Genomic DNA, 20,462 nt, shown 5'->3' with positions numbered 1-20,462 from the left:
CGAGTTCCCTGCGGCGATTATTCTTATTTCTCGTGAGTGCCCAACCGCCACCGCCACCGCGGTTTCCCCGCTATCCCTACGCGAGCAGCCCGCCGCCAGAGGCGCGCAATCTTCATGCTCCTTATGTTCCGTACGTTCCTAACGCTCCCTATGCGCCATATCCGCATGGGGCGTACCCATATGCGGTCAAGCGGAAAAGGTATTCCAACTCTTTCCTGCTCGTGGTGGGAATCGTGGCCATCGCGCTCTTCTTCCTCCTGGGAATCAGCAACTGGAACCAGTCCAACAACCGCCCGGATGTCGCAGATGGGGAATACGTCTCCCCTGATAATGCGGCCATTCAAGTCTCTCTCAATGACCTGGCTCAGCGGGATCTCCACACCCCGCCGCCGGCGTACACCAAACCCAACCAGGGAACCAGTGCTTTCCTGCTTTCCTATTCCGATAGCGGTTACCAGCGCCAGGAAACAACCGCCGCGAAAAGTTTTGGCCCTTTTCTCTCCAGCCCGTGGGTCAAACACATTTCTGATTGGGAGTCCTATCCAGTGCCTGGGCCCGGGATGACTCTGGATATTGATGAGGAATCCGTATGCACCATGGCTTTTGTGGGCCATTACGCGGATGAATCGGACCCGGCAGCGTTGACAGCTGGGCACTGCATGGCCGGCGATACCGATAGCGAAATGGGGTGGCCCGACCCCACTCATGACTATGCGAGCGAACCCCTCGGCACGTGGGACGTGATGCAATCCTTCGATGAGGAAGAAGTGAGAGCGGACGAGGAAAGCCAGCGGTTTTCTTCCAGCTCTCCCCGTCCCCATGAACTGCCCCAACTCATCGGCGAGCCGGGAGATAGCGATTACTCCATCATCGCCCTAGACAAGCACACCGCTATCAATCCCCTGATCGATGAGCGTTTTACAGTCACCACGGTCGCCGGAGCTGCTGACCTGCACCAGGGAATGATCGTGTGCAAGTTCGGTTTTCGCTCGGGCGAAACCTGCGGCCCCATCGTGGCGTGGAACGAGTACATGGTGCGGGCCAACATCTACAGCCAGAATGGTGATTCTGGCTCGCCCCTCTACATCAGGCTCGGAGGAAATCGCGTGGCCGCGCTGGGCATCCTCTCCTCTTCCCCGGTCAACGAGAACGAAGAGCCCAATGATTATGTGACGGACTTCGCGCTGGTCCAGCCGGTGCTGGACGCCACGGACATGGAGCTGGGGCTACCCAACTAACCGGGACGTCAACCAGCGCCAGCGCGGGTTAACCCTGGCGAAGCCCTAGCCTTGGCGGAGGAGCTTGGCCGCGGTGGTTGCCCAATACGTGAGCACGATATCCGCACCCGCGCGGTGGAAACCAGTGAGGGATTCCATGATCGCGGGCTCCAGGTCAATCCAGCCCTTCTCTGCCGCTGCGCTGATCATCGCGTATTCACCGGACACTTGGTAGGCAGCCACGGGCACGGGAGACATCTCCGCCACCTGTCGCAATACATCCAGGTAAGGCATTCCGGGCTTGACCATCACGATGTCCGCGCCTTCATCAATATCCAGCTGCGTCTCCAAGAGAGACTCGCGGACATTGCGCGCATCCTGCTGGTACTGGCGCCGATCACCCTGCAGGGAAGATCCCACGGCCTCGCGGAATGGGCCATAAAAGGCAGAGGCGTACTTGGCGGAATAGGCCATGATGGACACATTCTGATGTCCGGCCGCATCCAGGGTTTCGCGGATCCGACGAACCTGGCCATCCATCATTCCGGAAGGGCTGACCATGTGCGCCCCGGCATCTGCCTGGGCCAGGGCCATGGCGGCGTAGGCCTCCAGTGTGGCGTCGTTATCAATGATGGCCTCACCCAACGGATCGGTTCCCAACACACCACAGTGACCATGGTCGGTGAACTCATCCAGGCAGGTATCGGCCATCACCAGGATCTCGTTGCCAAACTCGCGGCGCACGGTGGCGATTGCCCGATTAAGCACTCCACCTGCATCGATACCCGCGCTACCGGTGGCATCCTTGTCCTCTTCCTTGGGCACGCCGAACAGGTCGATAGCGCCCACCCCGGCCTCCATCGCCTCTTCGACGGCGCGGAGCATGGTGGATTCCGTGTGCTGCACCACCCCGGGCAGACTGGAAATCGGCTGCGCCCCGGCTGCATCCGGCCGGTCAGCGATGAACATCGGCAGCACGAAACGGTTGGGGTTGAGATCCGTCTCCGCGGTGAAATTGCGCATTACGGGGTTGGTCCGCAAGCGACGCGGACGGCGGAAAGGGATAAAAGCATCAGAACTAGGCATAATGCCCTCCGATGTTAGTCCTCTTCGTTCGCCGCGTCGGTGGCAGGTTGATCCTCGAGCTCCATGGGGTTGGTGCTCGGGTTCTTTCGCCGACGCCGCCTCTTCCGAGGTGGTGGCAACTGCCCTGCTGCACGCAGTTCCGCAACATGTTCTGCCAGCGCGTCCACGATGTCTTCCACCCCAGCGTGCTCGGGCATCACATCGACGCGAAGTCCGTGATCCTTGGCGGTCTGGGCGGCCATCGGGCCGATGCAGGCGATGATGGTGCGCGCGTGTGGCTTGCCCGCGATGCCCACCAGGTTCTTCACGGTTGAAGAGGAGGTGAAGCACACGGCATCGAAGCCACCGGTTTTGATCATGTCGCGGATCTCCGGGCTTGGCGGAGCGGCGCGGACGGTGCGGTAGGCCACCACGTCATCCACTTCCCAACCCAGCTCGATCAAGCCTTCTACCAGCACTTCCGTGGCGATATCAGCGCGCGGCAAGAGAACGCGATCCACGGGATCCAGGTCCTCATCATGGGCTGGGAAGAACTCGAGGATGCCAGAGGCGTTCCGGGCGTTTGCGCGGGGCAGCAGCTCTGGGGTGATGCCGAGGTCACGCACGGCTTGGGCAGTCTTTGGACCCACGGCAGCCACGCGCACGCCGGCTAGGGCGCGCGCATCCAGGCCGAACTCCGCCAGCTTCTCCCACGTTGCCTTCACGGCATTCACGCTGGTGAAGACGATCCAGTGATAGCGACCGTCCACCAATCCCTTGATGGCGCGTTCCATCTGCGCTGGGCTTCGAGGTGGCTCCACCGCAATGGTGGGAACCTCCACGGGAATCGCGCCGTGGCGTGCCAAGCGGGTGCTCATGGGGCCCGCCTGGTTCTTGGCGCGGGGAACCAGCACGGTCCATCCGTACAGAGCGCGGTTCTCCCACCAGGAGTACTTGGAGCGCAGCGCGGGATCAGCCTGCGCACCGATGGTCACCAGCAGTTCTTCCGGGATTTCCCCGTCCTTGGCGGCAGGGCCAGAGGCTGCGGTCACGGACTTGAGGGTGTCCAGGGTGACGTCATAGCTGCGCTGGCGACGGGTGGTGGCGTGCGCCGTCACGGTGGCTGGAGTGTTGCCCGGGATGTCCCGCTGCTTCAGCTCTTGGGCGATCCCCACCAAGTTCTCTGGGCTGGCGGTGAGGATCAGGGGCAGACCCGCGTGGGCCAGCTGATCCCAGTCCGCGCTCTCCCGCACATCAGCGGTGGTCACATCTGGACCCACGCCGATTCCGGTGAAGGCGGGAACAGCCGAAGCGCCCGTCATGCCGGGGATCACCTGGAACTCCACATTCAGGGGCTCTGCCAAAGTGGCAACTTCCTGCAGCTCCGCCATAACCGATTCATTGCTCAGCGGGTTTCCGGTAACCAAGCGCACCACGTCATCACCCTCTTGGGCGCGCTGCACCATTTGGGCAGCGGTGATCTTGTGCTGATCGGCGAGCATGGAAGGCTCAGCATCCACTACCTCTGCTGCGGTGGGTGGCTCAGGCCGTGGTGGCTTGCGTCGAGCTCCTGCCTCCTTGGCAGCCTTGAGCTTGCTCTCCCACTCAGCCTCCGCGGCTTCCAACTTCTCTTCTGGAACCGCCACGTGGGCGGCGATCAGCCTGCGGATGCCAGCGGTCACGGCTGGGTCTACCCAGGCATACGCGGTATTTTCCAGCACTTCGCGGGCCCGGACAGTCAAGAGATCCGGGTTACCCGGCCCCGCACCCACAAAGAGGATGCGACCGGTGCTCAACGTGGCATTTCCGGAATCAGTCATTAGTTGGCTTTCCATGTACTTGGGTTTTCCCCTGGCGGCCTGGGCCGCTTGGCATGCGCATCGCTGCGCGCTGTGCAAGTGGCATTCTCGAACGAATGGCACCTCGGGAAGAAGTGAATGTTGTGGATCTCAGCAAAATTTTTCTCTGCAGCCGGGGTGTGCTCCGGCCGCGTTCATACAGGGGGCTTGTCAACGATGAATAGCCATGAGTCTTTCCGCGCCATCTGCCAGAAGTGCCTCGCCCACCTGCGTGCCTAAGCGTTTAGCCTGCGCAGCGGTCTCCGACCATGTGGCATCAAGCAGCGTGCGGGTGGAGCCGAAAGGGATCTCCGCGGAGGCATCGCGCACCAGAGTGTCCGAACCATCGAGAGCAAATGCTCCGCCGTATACGCGCAGCGTGGCGGTGGTTTCTCCACTTGCGCCAGCAGGATGCATCTCCAGGGTGGAATACGCTCCCACGGGTGCGGAGCATCCCGCCTCAAGTGTGGAGAGCACTGCTCGTTCCGCAATGGCCTGGGCATGGCTCAAGGAATCATCCAGTGCCGCCACGGCGGCAAACGCCTCTTCATCATCCGCGCGCACTTCCACGCTCAGCGCACCCTGGGCTGGGGCGGGCATAACCAGCTGTGGGTCGATGGATTCTGCCGCGTTGTCCAGCATGTCCACGCGCTCTAATCCTGCGCGCGCCAGCACCACGGCATCCAGGTCTTGGCCAACCCGGCTCATGCGGGTGGTGATGTTTCCGCGCAGCGGAACCAGTTCCAGGTCCGGGCGCACCGCGAGGATCTGCGACACCCGGCGGGGCGCGCCGGTGCCCACCTTGGCACCGGGCGCGAGCTCCATGAGGGGCTTGTTATCCACACTGATCAGCACCTCACGGGGATCAACCCTGGTGGGCACCACGGTGCGGAAACGCGGATCTGCCGCGGTGGGCAGATCCTTGAAGGAGTGCACGGCAATATCGCATTCGTGCGAATCCAGCGCGTTGCGCAGGGTCTCGGTGAAGACACCGATGCCGATCTGCGCCACCGGAGTCTGCGCAGCCTGCGATGCATCGCCCGGGGTGTGCACCAGGTGCAGTTCAGCCTGCAGTCCCTGGGACGTGATTGCCTCGCGCACGTGCCCGGACTGGGTGGTGGCGAGCAAAGAGCCACGGGTGCCAATGAGGAACGTTCGTTTGCTGGTCATGACTGTTTCCTCTCGGTGGATCGGGCTGGATTGTTTTCGGAGACCGGTTTGGTTTCAGAGACTGAGCGTGCGGCCCCGATGGGCAGTTGGAACAGGGCTGCGAGCGCATCTGGGTAGCTCACTGGTGTACCGGCGCCGGAAAGCTTTTTGGCCTGCACGGTGGGCGTGTGCAGGAGTTTGTCCAGAAACCTGCGCATGGCCTTTTCCACTGCTTGGCGATCCGCGGCGGACATCTCCGGGGTTTGCCGTTCCAACAGCAGCATCTCATCGGCCATGAGATCCACGCCCTTCTTGCGCAGCGCCTTGACCGTGGGGATCACCGTCTGGAGGCGTTGTTCCTCGAGGAACAACTCCAGCTCTTCACCCACGATGCGACGCGCCGGATCCTCGTCTTCCACACCTTCACCTGCGAGCTCCGTGAGCTCCTCGATGTTGAGCAGGTGCACGTGGGGAATCTCCGCCGTGGTCTGTTCGATATCCCGGGGCATGGAGAGATCCACCAGCGCCAGCGGCCGCTCCCCCGCGCCGTGCTCATCGCGGGAGGCGCGCACATGCTCCGCCAGCACCACATGCCCGGCAGCACCCGTAGCGGACACGATGATGTCCACCGAACCGATCAGCTGCGGCATCTCAGTCAGCGATACAGCGTCCGCATTCACGCCTGCCTCGCGGGCGTGCGTGGCAAGGTTTTCCGCGCGAGTAAGCGTGCGGTTTGCCACGGTGACGTGCTCAATCCCCAGTTTCCCGAGGTACGTGGAAGCCAGCGAGGCCATCGCTCCCGCGCCCACAATCAGTGCCCGGCGGCCACTCATCGGGTTTTCTGTTTTCTTATCGACGCCCAATCGATCCAAAGCTTTATCCACGGAGAAAGACACCATGGATGCTCCAGCGGTATCGATGTTCGTCTCCGAGTGCACCCGCTTTCCCGTGTGCAGAGCGCGCTGCGTGAGGTCGTGCAGAGTCCTGCCCACCGAGCCGATGTCATTGGACTGCTGGTAGGCACTGCGCAATTGCCCGATGATCTGCTGTTCGCCCACCACCATGGAATCCAGGCCGGAAGCCACGTTCAGCATGTGCTCGGCTGCGGAATCGGAATAGTGCACGTAGAGGTGGGGTTCCAGATCCTCCGCGGGCAACTCGGCGAAGCGCGCGATGGTCTCCACCACGTGATCCAACCCGGAGTGGAACGCATTGGCCACGGTGTAGAACTCCATGCGGTTGCACGTGGAGAGCACCAGGGCCTCAGAAATTGCGTCGCTTTCCAGCAAAGCCATCTGCAGCTTGGGGAGTTCGGAATCTGCCAGCGAGACCTTTTCCAGAACCGGAACGGGTGCGGAGCGGAAGGACAAACCCACCAGCAACACTGCTGCGGTGCCTGTCGCTGCGCTAACGTTCATACCTGTTCCAGGCCTCCTGCATGCGTGTTTCCCCGTGGAAGGCCACACGATCGCGGGCGCTTAAGCCACCTTTTTCTGCAAGGCGACCCTCGGGCATTTATGAACCCCTACGCTATCGTTAACCCACCCCAATGACAAAACGGTGCATCCAAGTGTTATAGAGCGACTCGGGTGACAGAAGGCCGGCAGCAGACCTACAGAGCGGCTGCAAGTTCCTCATTGTCCACTTCCCAGCAGGCGAACTCTTCCCCGTTCACCAACACCACGGGCACGCGATCGCCGAATTCCTGCTCCAGCTCCAGAATCTCCGCATTGCCCGCAGCCTGCGGCCCATCCAACTGCACCACCGTGAGTTGCGCGCCCGCATCCTGGATCACGGGCTGAATCTGCTGCTCGACCCGCGCACACGAGCCACACGTAGAGCGCACCAGGAGGGTGACATCGGCGGGAGTTCTCTTCATCCCCACGATGCTAGCTGACCGCTATCCCCTCAGCGAGCGAGCTAGTAACTTAGAAACAGTGAGTACGCAATCCACTATCCGCAGCCGGGTGAGGGCCTTTCTTTCCCGGCGAGTGTTTCCCACCCGCGGTGAATCCGCACAGGTACAGGCAGGCGAGGCCGCCGTGCAGCACGCGTTGCAATCCCTCGGCGGGTCGAATTACTCGGCGGGGGTCGCCGAGGTGGCGTCGGAAACACAATCAACCCAGTGGCAAGCACTGAACCCGGACGCTCCCAACGACCCGAACCGGGAGGCGATCAACCAGCTGGCGCGGAAACTCGATGTGCCCGATGCGGCCCTGCGCGATGGATTGAGGAATCTGCACGGTGCCAGCCAGGCCGCCGGTGGGGTGAATAAGCTCAATGACCCGGATCCCTCGATACCGCAGGACGTGGGTGCGGCGGCGTTTTTCGACGTCGACAACACGCTGATCAAAGGTGCCTCCATCCTGCTTTTCGCTCGCGGGCTGGTGAAGCGGAAATTCTTCGGCGTGGGTGAAGTGCTCGGATTTGTGTGGAAGCAGCTGCGCTTCCGGCTCTCCGGGGAGAACCAGGGAGACATCGATCAGGGGCGCGAGCAGGCTTTGGCGCTGGTGAAGGGGCACAAGGTCTCGGAACTGGTGTCCATGGCGGAGGAAATTTGGGCGGCGAGCATCTCCGAACGCATCTTCCCCGGCACCAAGGAATTGGCGGATATGCACCTGCAAGCGGGGCATCAGGTGTGGTTGGTGACTGCGGCGCCTGTGCAGTTGGCGCAGATCATCGCCCGGGAACTGGGATTCACCGGCGCGCTGGGAACCGTTGCCGAGGTGGAGGATGGCACGTTCACCGGCCGGATGGTGGGCGATATGCTGCACGGCCCGGGCAAACAGCACGCGGTAGTGGCCCTGAGCGCCTACGAGGGGCTGGATCTGGCGCGATGCACGGCCTACTCCGATTCCATCAATGACATCCCCATGCTCTCCAAGGTGGGCACTGCCGTGGCCGTGAATCCGGACACTCAGCTGCGCAAGGCGGCACAGCGTAATGGATGGGAGATCCGGGATTACCGGAGGAGCCGGAAAGTGGTGCGCGCTGGTGGCACGGCGGCTGCTGCGGGGGCTGCGGCTGCTGGCGGGTACTGGATCCTGCGCAAGTAGGCGCAGACATAAAAAATCCGCCTCTCAGTGTGTTGCACACCAAGGGCGGATTTTTTCGGCCCAAGCCGCAAGGAATCTGCGGAAAGCTTGTGGCCAGAAGGCTTACTTGCCCAATTTCCGTCGCTGAACGCGAGTACGGCGAAGCATCTTGCGGTGCTTCTTCTTGGACATACGCTTGCGGCGCTTCTTGATCACTGAACCCATGGTGGGAACCTCGCTTCATCAGTTGGTCGATCAAAACAGTTATCAACCCGCCTAACCGTGGGGAGCGGCGAGCACTTTCGCGTTGTGAGCGCGGGTGCGCCAACCATAATCTCGGCTGGTAAATCGCTGCTCCGCCTTAGCGGGCGGAAACTGTGCCGGGGACGGCCGACACGAATGGTGGTTAGTCTACCGCTCTACCGGCACCTAAAACAAAAAACCCCTTGCCTCCCCCGGCTTTCGCCGAGGGTGACAAGCAGTGAGTACCTGAAAAGATGCTTTAACCGGCTTGGTCGGTTGCCTTGTACACGCTGGAGCCGAGGTACTTCTCGACTGCCTGCTCGTGAACTCGGAAAGAGCGACCAACCTGCACAGCTGGCAGGTCTCCAGAGTGAACCAAGCGATACACCGTCATCTTCGAGACGCGCATCAGCTCCGCCACCTCAGCGACAGTGAGGTAGATTCCGTTCTCATTGTTAGCCATTAATCATCACTTTCTAGGATTTCTCGCGTGCTGCAGGCTTCCCCTCCTGCAAGACGTCACACAAGAATCGCTTTAGCCATCATAACGTGAAGCGTGTGGCAGATGTATAACACGGGGGAGAAAGCAACGATTGTTACTAGTTGTTGCGTAGCGGGACGCAGTGAATCTGCAGAGCCAGAACTATTCTGGCGTGGCAAAAGTTATGAATAAAGCCCAAAGATGCCCCGTGGGAACCCAGGAGTCACAAGACCCCCACCGGTTACCCCCGGGGCATTTCTGTAACGCTCTCGAGCGCCACGCAACTGCACCGCGCCACTGGCCGCGAAGCCTTAGTCGCTCTTACCCAATTCCACCGAGCGGTCCTTACAAGCTTGCATGGCCTTGTAGAACGCGCGGCGCAAGCCCTCTTCATCCAAGGTGCGGGTAGCAGCAGCAGTGGTGCCGCCTGGGGAAGAAACCTTGGCGCGCAGTGCGGCGGGATCATCGCCGTCCTCTTCCGCCTGGTTCTTCGCCATCATCGTGGCCGCGCCCTCAACCGTGGCAACTGCCAACTCTTGCGCCAAGGGGCGGGGCAGGCCGAGGTTCACTCCTGCATCGATCATCGCCTCAGCGACCATGAAGATGTATGCGGGGCCAGAACCGGAGACGGCAGTCACCGCGTCCAGATCCTTCTCCTTGACGATCACCGCAGTGCCCGTGGCGGACAGGAGCTCTTGGACTGCCTCCACGTGGCTCTGCTCGGCATAGCGTCCGCCTGCCAGCCCGGACGCTCCCTTGCCCACCAGCATCGGGGTGTTGGGCATCACGCGCACCACAGGGGTGCCCGCGGAGAGTGCTCCTTCAATCGTGGAGATGGTGACACCCGCTGCCACGGAGACCACCACGGTGTCTCCATTGGAATTCAGCGCTTCGGAGATGTCATCCAGCACGGTGGGAACCACGTCTGGCTTCACGCAGATAAAGAGGTAGTCCGCGCCATCTGCGGCCTCGGAGCTGTCCTCGGTGGTGACCACTCCGTATTGCTCTTGAAGTTGCTCCAAACGCTTCGGTGTGGGGTCTGCCACGATGATGCTCTTGGGGTCGGTGCCGTCTCCGATGATTCCGGAGAACAGCGCCTCGCCAATGTTTCCTCCGCCAATAATTCCAATTCGAGTCATACGTTCAACTGTGCCAGCGTTCCTGCACTCCTGCCATGATCCCACCCCTATGCCTGGGGGATAAAACTGCCCCGAGCAGCACAAAACCCTCCAGGAAGATTCCTGAAGGGCTGCACGCATTCACTCTTTGCAGATCAAATTCCGATGACCAACCGCGGGCCGAAAGTGAGGATCAGACCCACCACGAACGCTAGGAGCATCAGCAACTTATCGTTGTGACGCAGCAGCGCGTGCACCAGTCCGACCAGCAGGAGGGTGACAGCCAGGGCCAGCACCAGCACCACGATCGAAGGCAGGTTGGACCACAGCAGGCTGAATCCGAAGAAGATGCCTACGCCGGCAGCAATCGCGAGCAGCGCCTGCCCGATCATTGCTGGCCAGGAGATGGTGTTGTCCTCGTAATCGATGACCTCATCTTCATCCAAAGCCGCCTCTAGCGCGGCGAACTCATCATCCTTCTTCGCCGGCACTGGGGTGCGCTCGGTGCGGGTGGCAGCCGGGTCCTTTTTAAGATTCGACGCCACCTCCTTCTCCTTCACGGGAGTCGGCGCGCCCTTTGCGGAGGTTGCAGCTGCAGCGGATGCAGGCACGGCAGCAGCAGCCTTGGCGAAAGGCTTATTGGCTGCTGGCTTCTCGTCGGCAGGCTTGAACGCAGAAGGCTTCTCAACGTTTGGCTTTGCCGCGGTGTTGCTGGTGGCAGTGGTAGCGGCGGTGTTGTCTCCACCGATCAGCTGAGCTTCGGCCTTGCGCGCATCCTCGTGGGATACGGGCTGGGCAGGAGTGCGGGACTTATCCGCCGCAGGCTTATTCTCAACTGGCTTGTTAGCAACAGGCTTGGTCTCTGCTGGCTTAGCATCCACAGGCTTGGTGCCTGAAGAAGCAGTCGTCGCACGCTTGAAGCCGGTGCTCTTAGTCTCAGCATTTCGAGTCTCAGCAGCCACCGGTGGCTTCTGCGCCGCAGCGGGGGCATCCTTCACCGGGGTCATCTGGGTGGTGACTTCGCCTGGCTTTTCCGCAGCGCGCCTGGAGACTCGCGGGGCAGGCTTACGCTCGGCAGGTGCTTGAGCAGCGGCATCAGCGGCCTTCTGCTCATCCACGTCCTTTTGGGTAACGACAGGAATGGAGCCTGTCAGCTCCGCAACAGATACGCCACCTGATTCCAGGTTGCGACGCCTACGCCGCCGCGAACTTTCATCCGCACCGTCGGCAGACTTCCGGCCATTGCGGGCCATCAGTTCCGCGACTGTCAGCTTCTCACTCATCAATCGTTCCCATCAAGATCGAACGCGCTCTGATCCAATTACATACATTAAGCCTTCACCATACAGTCAGAAATGCCGTTTAACGCATCTCAACAAGGCGAAGGAAAGAATTACTTCAGCAAAACCTGATCGGTCTGCCTGAAAATTACGCCCTCGCGAAGTGCCCATGGGCAAATATGGAGAGTATCGATGCCCAATTTACGCATCGATGCCTCTGCCACCAAAGCTCCGGCCACCACCTGGTGGGAGCGATCCGCGCTCACGCCTTCCAGTTCCGCCCGGTCTGCCGCGGTCATTCGTGAAATGAACGAGATGAGCTGGCGCAAACCAGCTTGGGTCAGCACGCGCTTCACGCGCGGTCCGGCTGAGCTCGGGGCAGCACCGGTGAGGCGGGCCAGCATGCGGAACGTCTTGGAGGTACCCACTGCCAAGTCCAATGGTCCGGATTCCAACAATTGGGTGACGGGATCTTCCAGAGTGGAATCGATGTATTCCCGCAGCTCGGCGATGGTCTTCTTCTCCGGAGGGTCGGTCACGAACCACTCCTTGGTCAACCGCGCCGCACCCAGGTTCACCGAACACGCTACATCGGGGTTCTCGTTGGTGCCCAGGGACATCTCCAATGAACCACCGCCGATGTCCAGGTCGCAGATGCGACCAGCGGACCAGCCATACCAGCGTCGAACAGCCAAGAAGGTCAGCCGAGCTTCTTCCTCACCGGAGAGAATCCGCAGGCGAACGCCCGTTTCCTTCTCCAGGCTTTCCAGCACCTGCTCGGAGTTTGTGGCAGAGCGAATCGCCGAGGTAGCAAAGGGGAGCATCTCATCGCAACGGAATTGCTCTGACATCTCCTTGGCCAGCGCTACGCCGTTGAACAGACGCTCTTGACCCTTCTTGTTGATGGCACCCTTGTCATCCAGGTACTCCACCAACCGCATCGGGGTCTTCCAATTGCTCATCGGAGTAGGCGGCCCGCCCTGCTGGGCATCGACCACCACTAAATGAACCGTGTTACTTCCTACATCTAGGACACCTAATCGCACGGCACCTAGCCTAACCCGTCTACGGTGAATGCTGTGAACCAATCGCCTCAACACCTCTCCGCAGCCTCCGGTTATCCGGAGGGAACGGCGGCGGATCTTTCCGTCCGCGAGGGTCGCGAATTGCCCGCGGATTACCCCAGAGAATGGCTGGAGTTCTTAGACCCTGCGGATTCCGAGCACATCATCCAAGTGGATCTCACGTGGCTTTTGTCCACGTACCGTTGCCGTTTTGGCACCGAGGCGTGTTTGGGGATCGACGCCAGCAATCCCGACGTCGGCTGCTGCTCCCACGGGGCTTTTCTCACCGATGCTGATGACCGGGCGCGAGTGGCCAAAGTAGCCGCGACATTAACCGAGGATGAGTGGCAGTTCCGCCCCGCAGAACAAATGGAGGCGTGGGAGAAGTCGCTGGCGGCGTCGGGAAAAAAGGGGAATGAGGGCGGGGAAGAAGAAACCCAAGGGACTCAAGAAAACAATGGCTACGGTGCCACGATGGGGGAATTGGAGCCGTGGTTGGAGTGGGATGAGCTGGAGAACGACGAGGGCGGGATGGAGCCCGCGCTGAAAACCATCACCACGTCCGGGGCGTGTATTTTCGCCAATCGCGCGGGGTTTGTGGGCGGTCAGGGGTGCGCGCTGCATGCGTGGGCGCTGCGCAACGGGGAGAATGTCCTGGAGTCCAAGCCTGAGGTGTGCTGGCAGCTGCCGTTGCGCCGGCTGGAGGAATGGGAGACTCGGCCCGATGGGGCTGAGCAGCTGCGCACCACCATCACGGAGTACACCCGGCGGGGTTGGGGAAATGGTGGCGAGGACTTCGATTGGTACTGCACCACGGATCCGAATTGCCACGCCGGAACCGAGGCGCTGTGGCGCACACATGAGGAAGAGCTGACCGAGCTCATCGGCAGCGAGGCCTACGCGGTGGTGGCCGAGCATTGCGAGGCGCGGGAACAACTAGCTGCCGTGGCACCCAGCGGATTCCCGCTGCTCTCGATTCACCCAGCTACTGCGCAGGCGCGCGAGATGGGGATCTAGGCCTCGAACTTGTAACCCAGCCCGCGCACGGTGACCAGGATCTCCGGGCGGGAAGGATTGCGCTCGATCTTGGAGCGCAGGCGCTTGATGTGCACGTCGAGGGTCTTGGTATCGCCCACGTAATCGGCACCCCACACGCGATCGATCAACTGGCCGCGGGTGAGCACGCGACCGGAGTTGCGCATCAGGTATTCCAGCAGGTCAAACTCTTTGAGAGGCATGGGCACCTTGCTGCCATCCACGGTGACGATGTGACGCTCCACGTCCATCATCACGCGGTTGTCGCGCAGGACCATGCCGTCATCAGCGATGTCCTCACCCTGGGGAACGTTCTCCCCTCCCCTGCGCAGCACGGCGCGGATGCGGGCAATGAGCTCGCGGGCAAAGTAAGGCTTGGTCACGTAATCATCCGCGCCGAGCTCCAGGCCCACTACCTTGTCGATCTCACTATCGCGCGCAGTCACCATGATCACGGGAACGGCGGAAGTCTGGCGCAGCTGACGGCACACCTCGGTGCCGGACATTCCGGGGAGCATCAGATCCAGCAGGACAATATCCACCTTTTCGGCGGCGAAGACCTCGAGAGCAGTGGGGCCATCACCAGCCAAGAAGACTTCAAAGCCCTCTTTCTTGAGCAGGAACGCCAATGGCTCTGCCAAGGATTCCTCGTCTTCGACAATGAGAACGCTGGTCACGTTTACTCGCGCCCCTCTCTGTTGCTGGTTGGTACTTGGTGCTGCTGGTCGTGCTCTGTGCTCTCAGGGTTTCTTCGAGTGCCACTGTAGCCCGGATCACTCTGGGCACGGCCATCTATCTCCTCTTCGGGGAAGTCGGCCAGTTGATCGTTCGGGAAAATCTCTTCCAGCACATCCATATTAGTGCCGGTCAAGGAATTCTCGCTGGGCACCACGGGGGTTTCGCCCGCAGGCAGCCCGGTTTCGCTCGGGGTGAATCGCGGCAACTCCAGCGTGAAGGTGGAGCCGGTGCCCGGACGGGACCACACGGACACTCGCCCACCGTGGTTCATCATCACGTGCTTGACGATGGCCAGCCCCAAGCCCGTACCTCCCGTGTTGCGGGAGCGAGCCTTATCCACGCGGAAAAAGCGCTCAAACAGGCGCTTTTGATCCTCCGGCGCAATGCCGATCCCGCGGTCCGTCACCTTGACCCGCACGAGGTCGTCATGGATTTCCCGGGACACGGACACGGGCGTGCCTGCTGGTGAGTAGTTGATGGCGTTAGTCATCAGGTTGGACACCGAGGTAACCAGCAGCGACTTGTCACCCATCACCAGCGCCCCGCTACGCCCATCCTTCACCAGCTCAATATTGGCGGTTTCCGCGGCCAGCTTGCAACGATCAAACGCTTCCTCCACCACGGAGTCAATGCTGATCATCTGCGGATCCGGCAGAGATTCGGCACCCTGCAGCTTGGACAGGGAGATCAGTTCGGTGATCATCTGCCCCATCCGGCGGGTCTCCCCCACCAGTTTGCCGCCGAAGTACTCCACGGATTCGGGATCCTCGCGGACCTCCATGAGGGTTTCCACCAGCAGGGAAATTGCCCCCACCGGGGTTTTCAACTCGTGAGAAACGTTGGCCACGAAGTCTCGCCTAGCGGATTCCATGCGCAGGTGCTCGGAATCATCCGTGGCATAAATAACCGCGTAACGATCATCCTGCAGCGTGAGCAGCTGCACCTGCCCAGCCACCGCGATCACGGGTCGGCTGCCCTTGCGCCGCGGCGGGGTGAAGGTGATCTCGCGGCTCTCGTGATCCATGAACACGCGCTGCACTGTCTTCCACACTGTTTCGTTCACAGCGCGCTCGTGCACCAGGGAGAGCTCATGCGCACGTGGGTTGGACATCACCACGTTGCGGCGCTTATCCACCACCACTACGGCACTGGGCGCGGATTGAATGGCGAAATGCAGCACCTGAGCCACCGTGGAAACGCGGTTTCCCTGCAGCTCAGAGGCGGTGCGGTTGTTGCGCTGACGCTTCACGCGCACGCGGTAGAACTGCAGCGCGAGCACGCCGAGAAGCACACCGATGAGGAGGCCTATCAGCAGTCCGAGAAGCAGGCTGTTCACAAGGAGACACGCTAGCAGCTATTGGCCAGCGTGACTGCGTTTAGTTTTATCTGGCTTACTTTGCTTCACCCTGGGCTGCCACTGCTGCGGCTCCCGCGGCGGCTGCCTCTGGGTCGAGGTACTCGCCACCTGGGTTGAGAACGGTGCCGTCGGTACCCACGCGATAGACCAGTGGAATGCCGGTGGGGATGTTGAGTCCGGCGATATCGGCGTCGGAAATATTGTCCAAGTACTTCACCAGGGCGCGCAAGGAGTTGCCGTGAGCTGCCACCAGGACAGTCTCACCGCGGGCAATGCGGGGGGCGATTTCCTCTTCGTAATAAGGGATGAAGCGCTTGACCACGTCCAGCAGGCACTCGGTGCGGGGAACTTCGGGCAGGTCAGCGTAGCGCGCCTCGTTGGTCTGGGCGTACTGGTTGTCCACCTCGATCTCTGGTGGTGGGGTGTCATAAGAACGACGCCAGGACATGAACTGATCCTCGCCGTACTTCTCCTTGGTCTCCGCCTTGTTCAGACCCTGTAGTGCGCCATAGTGACGCTCGTTGAGGCGCCAATCGCGAATCACTGGGATCCAGTGCAGATCAGCCTCATCCAGCGCGATATTCGCGGTGGTAATCGCGCGACGCAGCAGCGAGGTGTACAAAATGCTCGGCTGCAGACCCGCATCCTTGATCATCTTGCCGCCGCGCTTGGCCTCTTCGCGGCCCTGCTCCGTGAGGTGCACATCCACCCAGCCGGTGAACTGGTTGGAGGCGTTCCATTCGCTCTGGCCGTGGCGCAGAAGGATCAGGGTTCCGTGGTTCTGTTCTTTATCGCTCATGCTTTCCATAGTGCCATGTTTGGGGGTATTCCCTGTGCACGCTCGGGGTGCTGGGCCTTCATTTCCCCCGGTTTGTGGTGGATTTTGTGTACTTTTCCTTTTTCGACGCCACCCCTGCATCCCCTCACCCCAGCAATTGTGGAACTTTAGACTCTGTGCACTCAGCCTCAGCTCCGCTTCTTTCTGGACAGTCCGCCCCCACTGGGGTGATCTCTAGCTTCCGCTTCGCATTCTCCTCTCTGCCCCGGCTGCGGACAGAAATTCTGGGCGGGTTGGTGGTGGCGCTGGCATTGATCCCAGAGGCCATTAGTTTCTCCGTGCTGGCTGGCGTGGACCCGCGGGTGGGCTTGTTCGCCTCTGTCACCATGGCCATCACGATTGCTTTTACGGGTGGTCGCCCCGCGATGATTTCCGCGGCCACCGGTGCCGTGGCTGTGGTGATCGCGCCGCTGGTAGCCAGTCATGGCCTGGATTATCTGTTGGCGTGCGTGATCCTGGCTGGGGTTTTTCAGATTGTGTTGGCAGTGCTTGGGGTGGCGAAGCTGATGCGCTTCATCCCCCGTTCGGTGATGGTGGGGTTCATTAATTCTCTGGCGATCATCGTGTTCAGCGGGCAGATTCCGCACCTGGTCGGGGTGCCGTGGCTGGTGTATCCGCTGGTGGCTGTGAGTATCGCGATCGTAGTGTTCTTCCCGCGGTTGACCAGTGCTATTCCTGCACCGCTGATTGCGATTCTGGTGCTGACCCCGTTGGTGATCGCTACCGGATGGAATGTGCCGAATGTCTCAGATCAAGGTGAGCTGCCCTCCAGCCTGCCTTCGCTGATTTTCCCCAACGTGCCTTTCACGCTGGAAACGTTGGAGATCATCGCTCCGTACGCACTGGGCATGGCCTTGGTGGGGTTGCTGGAATCCCTGCTGACCGCAAAGTTGGTGGATGACATCACCGATGTCCACTCCGATAAGACCCGCGAAAGCTGGGGCCAGGGAATCGCGAACATCGTCACCGGAGTGTTCGGGGGCATGGGCGGATGCGCGATGATCGGCCAGACGCTGATTAACACCCGTGCTTCCGGTGCACGCACTCGCTTGTCCACGCTGCTGGCGGGAGTGTTTTTGCTAGTGCTGGTAGTTAGTTTGGGTGACATCGTGGGGCTGATCCCCATGGCCGCGCTGACCGGCATCATGATCATGGTGGCGGTTGGCTCTTTCAACTGGCATTCCGTGAAACCCTCCACGCTGCGGAATATGCCGCTGAGCGAAACCACGGTCATGCTGGTCACAGTGTTTTCCACCCTGCTCAGCCACAACCTGGCCATCGGCGTGGCGATGGGTGTGCTCACCGCCATGGTGTTGTTCTCCCGGCGCGTGGCGCACATGGTGGGGATCACCGCGCACTCGGTTGATGAACTCCCCGCAGAGCAAGGGTTGAAAGTGCGAGCGGCGATGGGTGGCGTCGAAAAAGAAGGTGACGAAGAGGTCGCTGACGCGCGCATTTACACCGTGACCGGGCAGCTATTCTTCGCGTCTTCCAACGATCTCGTCTATCAATTCGAATACGCCACAGACCCAGCGCGGGTGATCGTGGACATGAGCCAGGCGGTGATCTGGGATGCGTCCACGGTGGCCACGCTTGATGCCGTGATTCAGAAGTACGCGGACAAGGGGAAAACCGTGGAGATTATCGGGTTGGATGCGGCCAGCGAGAACCGGTTGCGGAGGCTATCCGGAAAGCTGGGCTAGCGCTCTTCGCCGAAGTATCACTTTTCCCAGGGGGACAGGAAATCATTCCCAGGCAATCCTTCAACCGCGAGCATCAGCTCACCGGCTTTCGCCCCATCGATCTGCTCCCGAATGATGTCCGCGTGGCCTGCATGTCGAGCGAACTCTTCCACGTGATGAACGTAGAGATAGCGCAGTTTGGCTTCTCGCGGCTCATTCATGTTGAACCATGGCATCGGCCCGACGGGAAGAGTTGATTCCAGATCGCCTTGACGGCACATCGTCATATATTCAGCGCGGACGGAATCAAACGTGGCCAAGAGCTTCTCCAAGGTTTCCTCATCGGAGGGCGTGAAGCTCTTGTTAAACGCGTCCTCCGGTTGATCGTGCTCGTGGTGCCCGGCACCGGAGAGAGAACCCTTCATGCAAAAGATGATGTGCTTGATGATTCCGCTGATACTGAGCGCGCTTCGCAGTGGTGTTTGCCGAGCTTGAGTATCTTCGAGGCCATATGCACTGGCACGAATCCCGTCCAATTGTGCTTCCAGGTAGTTGCAGAGAGTGTCTCGTGCATTATCAATCTGCGGGAGGTACATTGCGCTTCCTAACTCTGGGTTCTGACGCTGGGTCTTTGACGGCTTTTTGCCGCTAAACGCACACTAGAACGGCTTGCGGACAGATCCGGTCCGCAAGTTCAGAAATAATGAACTCATGGCCGAAACAACGCAACGTGTCTTAAAGCTTCTCGGGCTCCTTGAGGCCAGGACAACATGGCGAGCCATCGAGCTGTCCGAAAAACTCGGTGTTACACACCGCACCGTGCGCCGAGATATCTCCAGGCTGCGTGACCTCGGTTATCCCATTGACTCCGAACCTGGGATTGACGGTGGATATCGACTCGGATCTGGGCGCCAACTTCCACCGCTCTTGTTGGACGATGACGAAGCGGTCGCTCTGGTCGCTTGCCTGCGCATGGCCGCGCTATCGGGCGCGGACGATGTAGGAGAAGCCGGCCTGCGAGCACTCAATAAGATCGACCGCGTCCTTCCACCCAAGCTCCGTAGCATTGCAGCGGCGATCAACACAGCCACTTATGCGATCCCTCGGAATCGCTCTGCAATCAATCTAGACACTTTGCAACAACTTGCGACCGCTCAACGTGACCACGTCATAGTCCGTTTTAACTACTGCAAACCGGATGGGGAAACGAGTTCACGGGAAGTGGAACCCGCGCGATTGATGACCCAAGGTGAACATTGGTACTTACAGGCATTCGATCTGATTCGTGAAGACTGGCGGGTCTTCCGACTTGATCGCATGAGCGATGTGAAGACATCAACGTGGACATTTTCACCACGAGATGCGCCATCCCCTGGGTTTCAGCGCGATCTGGCCAGTCGCTACCCCTGTGTCTTGCCCATTGAAATTGAAGCCACTGTCGAGCAAGTTGTGGCGAGAGTTCCCTCTGCACATCGTGACCAGCTAGAACCGACGGCAACCGGATCTCGGCTACTAGTGGGAGGCCCAAATTGGGATGAACTCGCTTGGCACATGCTCTGGGTCAGTCGTGATCTGGATGCGGCGCTGACTCTTCCGAACGGGCCTGAAGCAACTCAATTCCGAGAGGCACTCGCTCGCATCTCAAAACACGCGCACATGATCAGCGCTCTTTGAAAACCAGTGAGCGTGCAAGGCGCTTGTGGAATTATGAGTTGTCGGACTCAGCGTCTGTCTCATTCTCAGGCTTGGCCTCTGGCTCGTCCTGAGAAACCACGGAATCCGGGGTGTGGACTTCTTCAGCCAAGTGGGAATCAGGCGGTGGAGCCAAGGTGGCCACTTCCTCATCAGAAGGGCGCAGGCGAGCGAAGGCCTTGAGGTTCATCGTTGGCTCACCGCGAGAGAGTCGCCAAGCCCATTCGTGGCGGATGGAGGAGGCGAAGCCGCGCTCCAGAATGCGATTGAAATCGCGGTCGGCGCGCTCCAGGATCTGGCCCAGCACGCGCTGGATATCCTCGGGCGTGGTGGTGTCTGAGAACTGACCCACCAGGTAGATGTCATCGTTGCTGTCCAGTGTGTAGTGCACACCGAAGTTCCGTCGGTTTTCGTGAAGCAGCAGCTTGTAGACCTCCTCCTGGGCTTCCTCCACATGACGGCACACGAATGCCTCGATGCGGAACATGCCATCCTGTGGAATAAACAGGCAGTTGGTCTTCAATTTCTTTTCGCCGGGGAGTACTACTACGACGTTGTCGCCAGCTTCGACGTACTCAACCTCGGCGCTGTCCAAGAGGGTGCAAATTGCCGCGCGATCCATGAAAATCA

Annotated in this window: 20 protein-coding genes; 5 read left to right on the top strand and 15 right to left on the bottom strand. The window is 60.5% G+C overall.

All coding sequences use genetic code 11. The annotated features are described in order from the left end of the window. The first annotated feature begins 32 nt into the window (after positions 1–32). On the top strand, positions 33–1,238 hold the full coding sequence (locus IRY30_RS01695) for a S1 family peptidase (protein WP_194555674.1): 1,206 nt from the start codon (positions 33–35) through the stop codon (positions 1,236–1,238). Between the two features lie 45 nt (positions 1,239–1,283). On the opposite strand, the gene hemB is transcribed toward IRY30_RS01695, so the two are convergent. From hemB to IRY30_RS01670, 5 genes are all read right to left on the bottom strand, one after another. Further along, positions 1,284–2,303, bottom strand: coding sequence for a porphobilinogen synthase (gene hemB, locus IRY30_RS01690; RefSeq protein WP_194555673.1), 1,020 nt, complete (start codon positions 2,301–2,303; stop codon positions 1,284–1,286). A gap of 14 nt (positions 2,304–2,317) precedes the next feature. Continuing rightward, entirely contained in the window at positions 2,318–4,102 is a 1,785-nt protein-coding gene (locus IRY30_RS01685; protein ID WP_194555672.1) for a bifunctional uroporphyrinogen-III C-methyltransferase/uroporphyrinogen-III synthase, read from the bottom strand. A gap of 189 nt (positions 4,103–4,291) precedes the next feature. Continuing rightward, the gene (gene hemC / locus IRY30_RS01680) at positions 4,292–5,290 is read right to left on the bottom strand and encodes a hydroxymethylbilane synthase (protein WP_194555671.1); all 999 of its coding nucleotides are present in this window, start codon (positions 5,288–5,290) and stop codon (positions 4,292–4,294) included. Continuing rightward, a complete protein-coding gene (locus IRY30_RS01675; protein WP_194555670.1) occupies positions 5,287–6,687 on the bottom strand; it encodes a glutamyl-tRNA reductase in 1,401 nt (466 codons plus the stop codon). Before IRY30_RS01675 ends, hemC begins: the two co-directional genes overlap by 4 nt. Positions 6,688–6,881: 194 nt before the next feature. Beyond that, positions 6,882–7,148, bottom strand: a complete 267-nt coding sequence (locus IRY30_RS01670) for a glutaredoxin family protein (RefSeq protein ID WP_194555669.1) — start codon at positions 7,146–7,148, stop codon at positions 6,882–6,884. A gap of 58 nt (positions 7,149–7,206) precedes the next feature. On the opposite strand from IRY30_RS01670, the gene IRY30_RS01665 reads away from it, so the two are divergent. Continuing rightward, positions 7,207–8,325, top strand: coding sequence for an HAD family hydrolase (locus IRY30_RS01665; protein WP_309825632.1), 1,119 nt, complete (start codon positions 7,207–7,209; stop codon positions 8,323–8,325). Between the two features lie 102 nt (positions 8,326–8,427). Here IRY30_RS01665 and IRY30_RS01660 read toward each other — a convergent pair whose 3' ends face one another. The 5 genes from IRY30_RS01660 to IRY30_RS01640 all read right to left on the bottom strand — a co-directional run bounded on the left by IRY30_RS01660 (position 8,428) and on the right by IRY30_RS01640 (position 12,472). After that, complete coding sequence (locus IRY30_RS01660; protein WP_003855542.1) at positions 8,428–8,529, bottom strand: 30S ribosomal protein bS22; 102 nt, start codon at positions 8,527–8,529, stop codon at positions 8,428–8,430. Positions 8,530–8,806: 277 nt separating this feature from the next. Continuing rightward, positions 8,807–9,010, bottom strand: coding sequence for a helix-turn-helix domain-containing protein (locus tag IRY30_RS01655; protein WP_194555667.1), 204 nt, complete (start codon positions 9,008–9,010; stop codon positions 8,807–8,809). Positions 9,011–9,339: 329 nt separating this feature from the next. Beyond that, positions 9,340–10,167, bottom strand: coding sequence for a pyrroline-5-carboxylate reductase (gene proC / locus IRY30_RS01650; RefSeq protein ID WP_194555666.1), 828 nt, complete (start codon positions 10,165–10,167; stop codon positions 9,340–9,342). Positions 10,168–10,301: 134 nt separating this feature from the next. Continuing rightward, complete coding sequence (locus tag IRY30_RS10390) at positions 10,302–11,429, bottom strand: hypothetical protein (protein ID WP_194555665.1); 1,128 nt, start codon at positions 11,427–11,429, stop codon at positions 10,302–10,304. Between the two features lie 110 nt (positions 11,430–11,539). Further along, entirely contained in the window at positions 11,540–12,472 is a 933-nt protein-coding gene (locus IRY30_RS01640; RefSeq protein ID WP_194555664.1) for a Ppx/GppA family phosphatase, read from the bottom strand. 33 nt (positions 12,473–12,505) lie between these two features. Here IRY30_RS01640 and IRY30_RS01635 point away from each other — a divergent pair, with 33 nt between their 5' ends. After that, positions 12,506–13,507, top strand: a complete 1,002-nt coding sequence (locus IRY30_RS01635; RefSeq protein ID WP_194555663.1) for a hypothetical protein — start codon at positions 12,506–12,508, stop codon at positions 13,505–13,507. Here the strand turns inward: IRY30_RS01635 and IRY30_RS01630 are convergent. From IRY30_RS01630 to IRY30_RS01620, 3 genes are read right to left on the bottom strand one after another with little or no spacing between them, the layout of a single operon-like run. Further along, positions 13,504–14,202, bottom strand: a complete 699-nt coding sequence (locus IRY30_RS01630; protein ID WP_194555662.1) for a response regulator transcription factor — start codon at positions 14,200–14,202, stop codon at positions 13,504–13,506. The two genes, IRY30_RS01635 and IRY30_RS01630, sit on opposite strands and share 4 nt — an antisense overlap. 2 nt (positions 14,203–14,204) lie before the next feature. Beyond that, positions 14,205–15,599 (bottom strand): sensor histidine kinase, encoded by a 1,395-nt coding sequence (locus IRY30_RS01625; protein WP_309825931.1) that lies wholly within the window; start codon positions 15,597–15,599, stop codon positions 14,205–14,207. A gap of 55 nt (positions 15,600–15,654) precedes the next feature. Then, positions 15,655–16,419, bottom strand: a complete 765-nt coding sequence (locus tag IRY30_RS01620; RefSeq protein WP_194555661.1) for a phosphoglyceromutase — start codon at positions 16,417–16,419, stop codon at positions 15,655–15,657. 155 nt (positions 16,420–16,574) lie between these two features. Here IRY30_RS01620 and IRY30_RS01615 point away from each other — a divergent pair, with 155 nt between their 5' ends. Beyond that, a complete protein-coding gene (locus IRY30_RS01615; protein WP_194555660.1) occupies positions 16,575–18,161 on the top strand; it encodes a SulP family inorganic anion transporter in 1,587 nt (528 codons plus the stop codon). Between the two features lie 17 nt (positions 18,162–18,178). Here the strand turns inward: IRY30_RS01615 and IRY30_RS01610 are convergent, their stop codons facing one another. Beyond that, entirely contained in the window at positions 18,179–18,736 is a 558-nt protein-coding gene (locus tag IRY30_RS01610) for a mycothiol transferase (RefSeq protein ID WP_194555659.1), read from the bottom strand. A gap of 115 nt (positions 18,737–18,851) precedes the next feature. Between IRY30_RS01610 and IRY30_RS01605 the strand changes: the two genes are divergently transcribed. After that, the gene (locus tag IRY30_RS01605; RefSeq protein WP_194555658.1) at positions 18,852–19,814 is read left to right on the top strand and encodes a helix-turn-helix transcriptional regulator; all 963 of its coding nucleotides are present in this window, start codon (positions 18,852–18,854) and stop codon (positions 19,812–19,814) included. Positions 19,815–19,845: 31 nt separating this feature from the next. On the opposite strand, the gene IRY30_RS01600 is transcribed toward IRY30_RS01605, so the two are convergent. Continuing rightward, positions 19,846–20,454: a type III secretion system chaperone family protein gene (locus tag IRY30_RS01600; protein WP_194555657.1), complete on the bottom strand. Its 609-nt coding sequence runs from the start codon at positions 20,452–20,454 to the stop codon at positions 19,846–19,848. Positions 20,455–20,462: the final 8 nt, after the last annotated feature.

The sequence above is a fragment of the Corynebacterium suicordis DSM 45110 genome (assembly GCF_015351405.1).
Classification (GTDB): Bacteria; Actinomycetota; Actinomycetes; order Mycobacteriales; family Mycobacteriaceae; genus Corynebacterium; species Corynebacterium suicordis.
Note: the sequence above shows the minus strand (reverse complement) of the source record. Positions and strands in the feature narration are given on the sequence as shown.

What these genes read in the sequence shown, in the direction of transcription:
- hemB (WP_194555673.1), bottom strand. Translation starts at nt 2,303, where the DNA reads ATGCCTAGTTCTGATGCTTTTATCCCTTTCCGCCGTCCGCGTCGCTTG.
- IRY30_RS01685 (WP_194555672.1), bottom strand. Translation starts at nt 4,102, where the DNA reads ATGACTGATTCCGGAAATGCCACGTTGAGCACCGGTCGCATCCTCTTT.
- hemC (WP_194555671.1), bottom strand. Translation starts at nt 5,290, where the DNA reads ATGACCAGCAAACGAACGTTCCTCATTGGCACCCGTGGCTCTTTGCTC.
- IRY30_RS01675 (WP_194555670.1), bottom strand. Translation starts at nt 6,687, where the DNA reads ATGAACGTTAGCGCAGCGACAGGCACCGCAGCAGTGTTGCTGGTGGGT.
- IRY30_RS01670 (WP_194555669.1), bottom strand. Translation starts at nt 7,148, where the DNA reads ATGAAGAGAACTCCCGCCGATGTCACCCTCCTGGTGCGCTCTACGTGT.
- IRY30_RS01660 (WP_003855542.1), bottom strand. Translation starts at nt 8,529, where the DNA reads ATGGGTTCAGTGATCAAGAAGCGCCGCAAGCGTATGTCCAAGAAGAAG.
- IRY30_RS01655 (WP_194555667.1), bottom strand. Translation starts at nt 9,010, where the DNA reads ATGGCTAACAATGAGAACGGAATCTACCTCACTGTCGCTGAGGTGGCG.
- proC (WP_194555666.1), bottom strand. Translation starts at nt 10,167, where the DNA reads ATGACTCGAATTGGAATTATTGGCGGAGGAAACATTGGCGAGGCGCTG.
- IRY30_RS10390 (WP_194555665.1), bottom strand. Translation starts at nt 11,429, where the DNA reads ATGAGTGAGAAGCTGACAGTCGCGGAACTGATGGCCCGCAATGGCCGG.
- IRY30_RS01620 (WP_194555661.1), bottom strand. Translation starts at nt 16,419, where the DNA reads ATGAGCGATAAAGAACAGAACCACGGAACCCTGATCCTTCTGCGCCAC.
- IRY30_RS01610 (WP_194555659.1), bottom strand. Translation starts at nt 18,736, where the DNA reads ATGTACCTCCCGCAGATTGATAATGCACGAGACACTCTCTGCAACTAC.
- IRY30_RS01605 (WP_194555658.1), top strand. Translation starts at nt 18,852, where the DNA reads ATGGCCGAAACAACGCAACGTGTCTTAAAGCTTCTCGGGCTCCTTGAG.
- IRY30_RS01600 (WP_194555657.1), bottom strand. Translation starts at nt 20,454, where the DNA reads ATGGATCGCGCGGCAATTTGCACCCTCTTGGACAGCGCCGAGGTTGAG.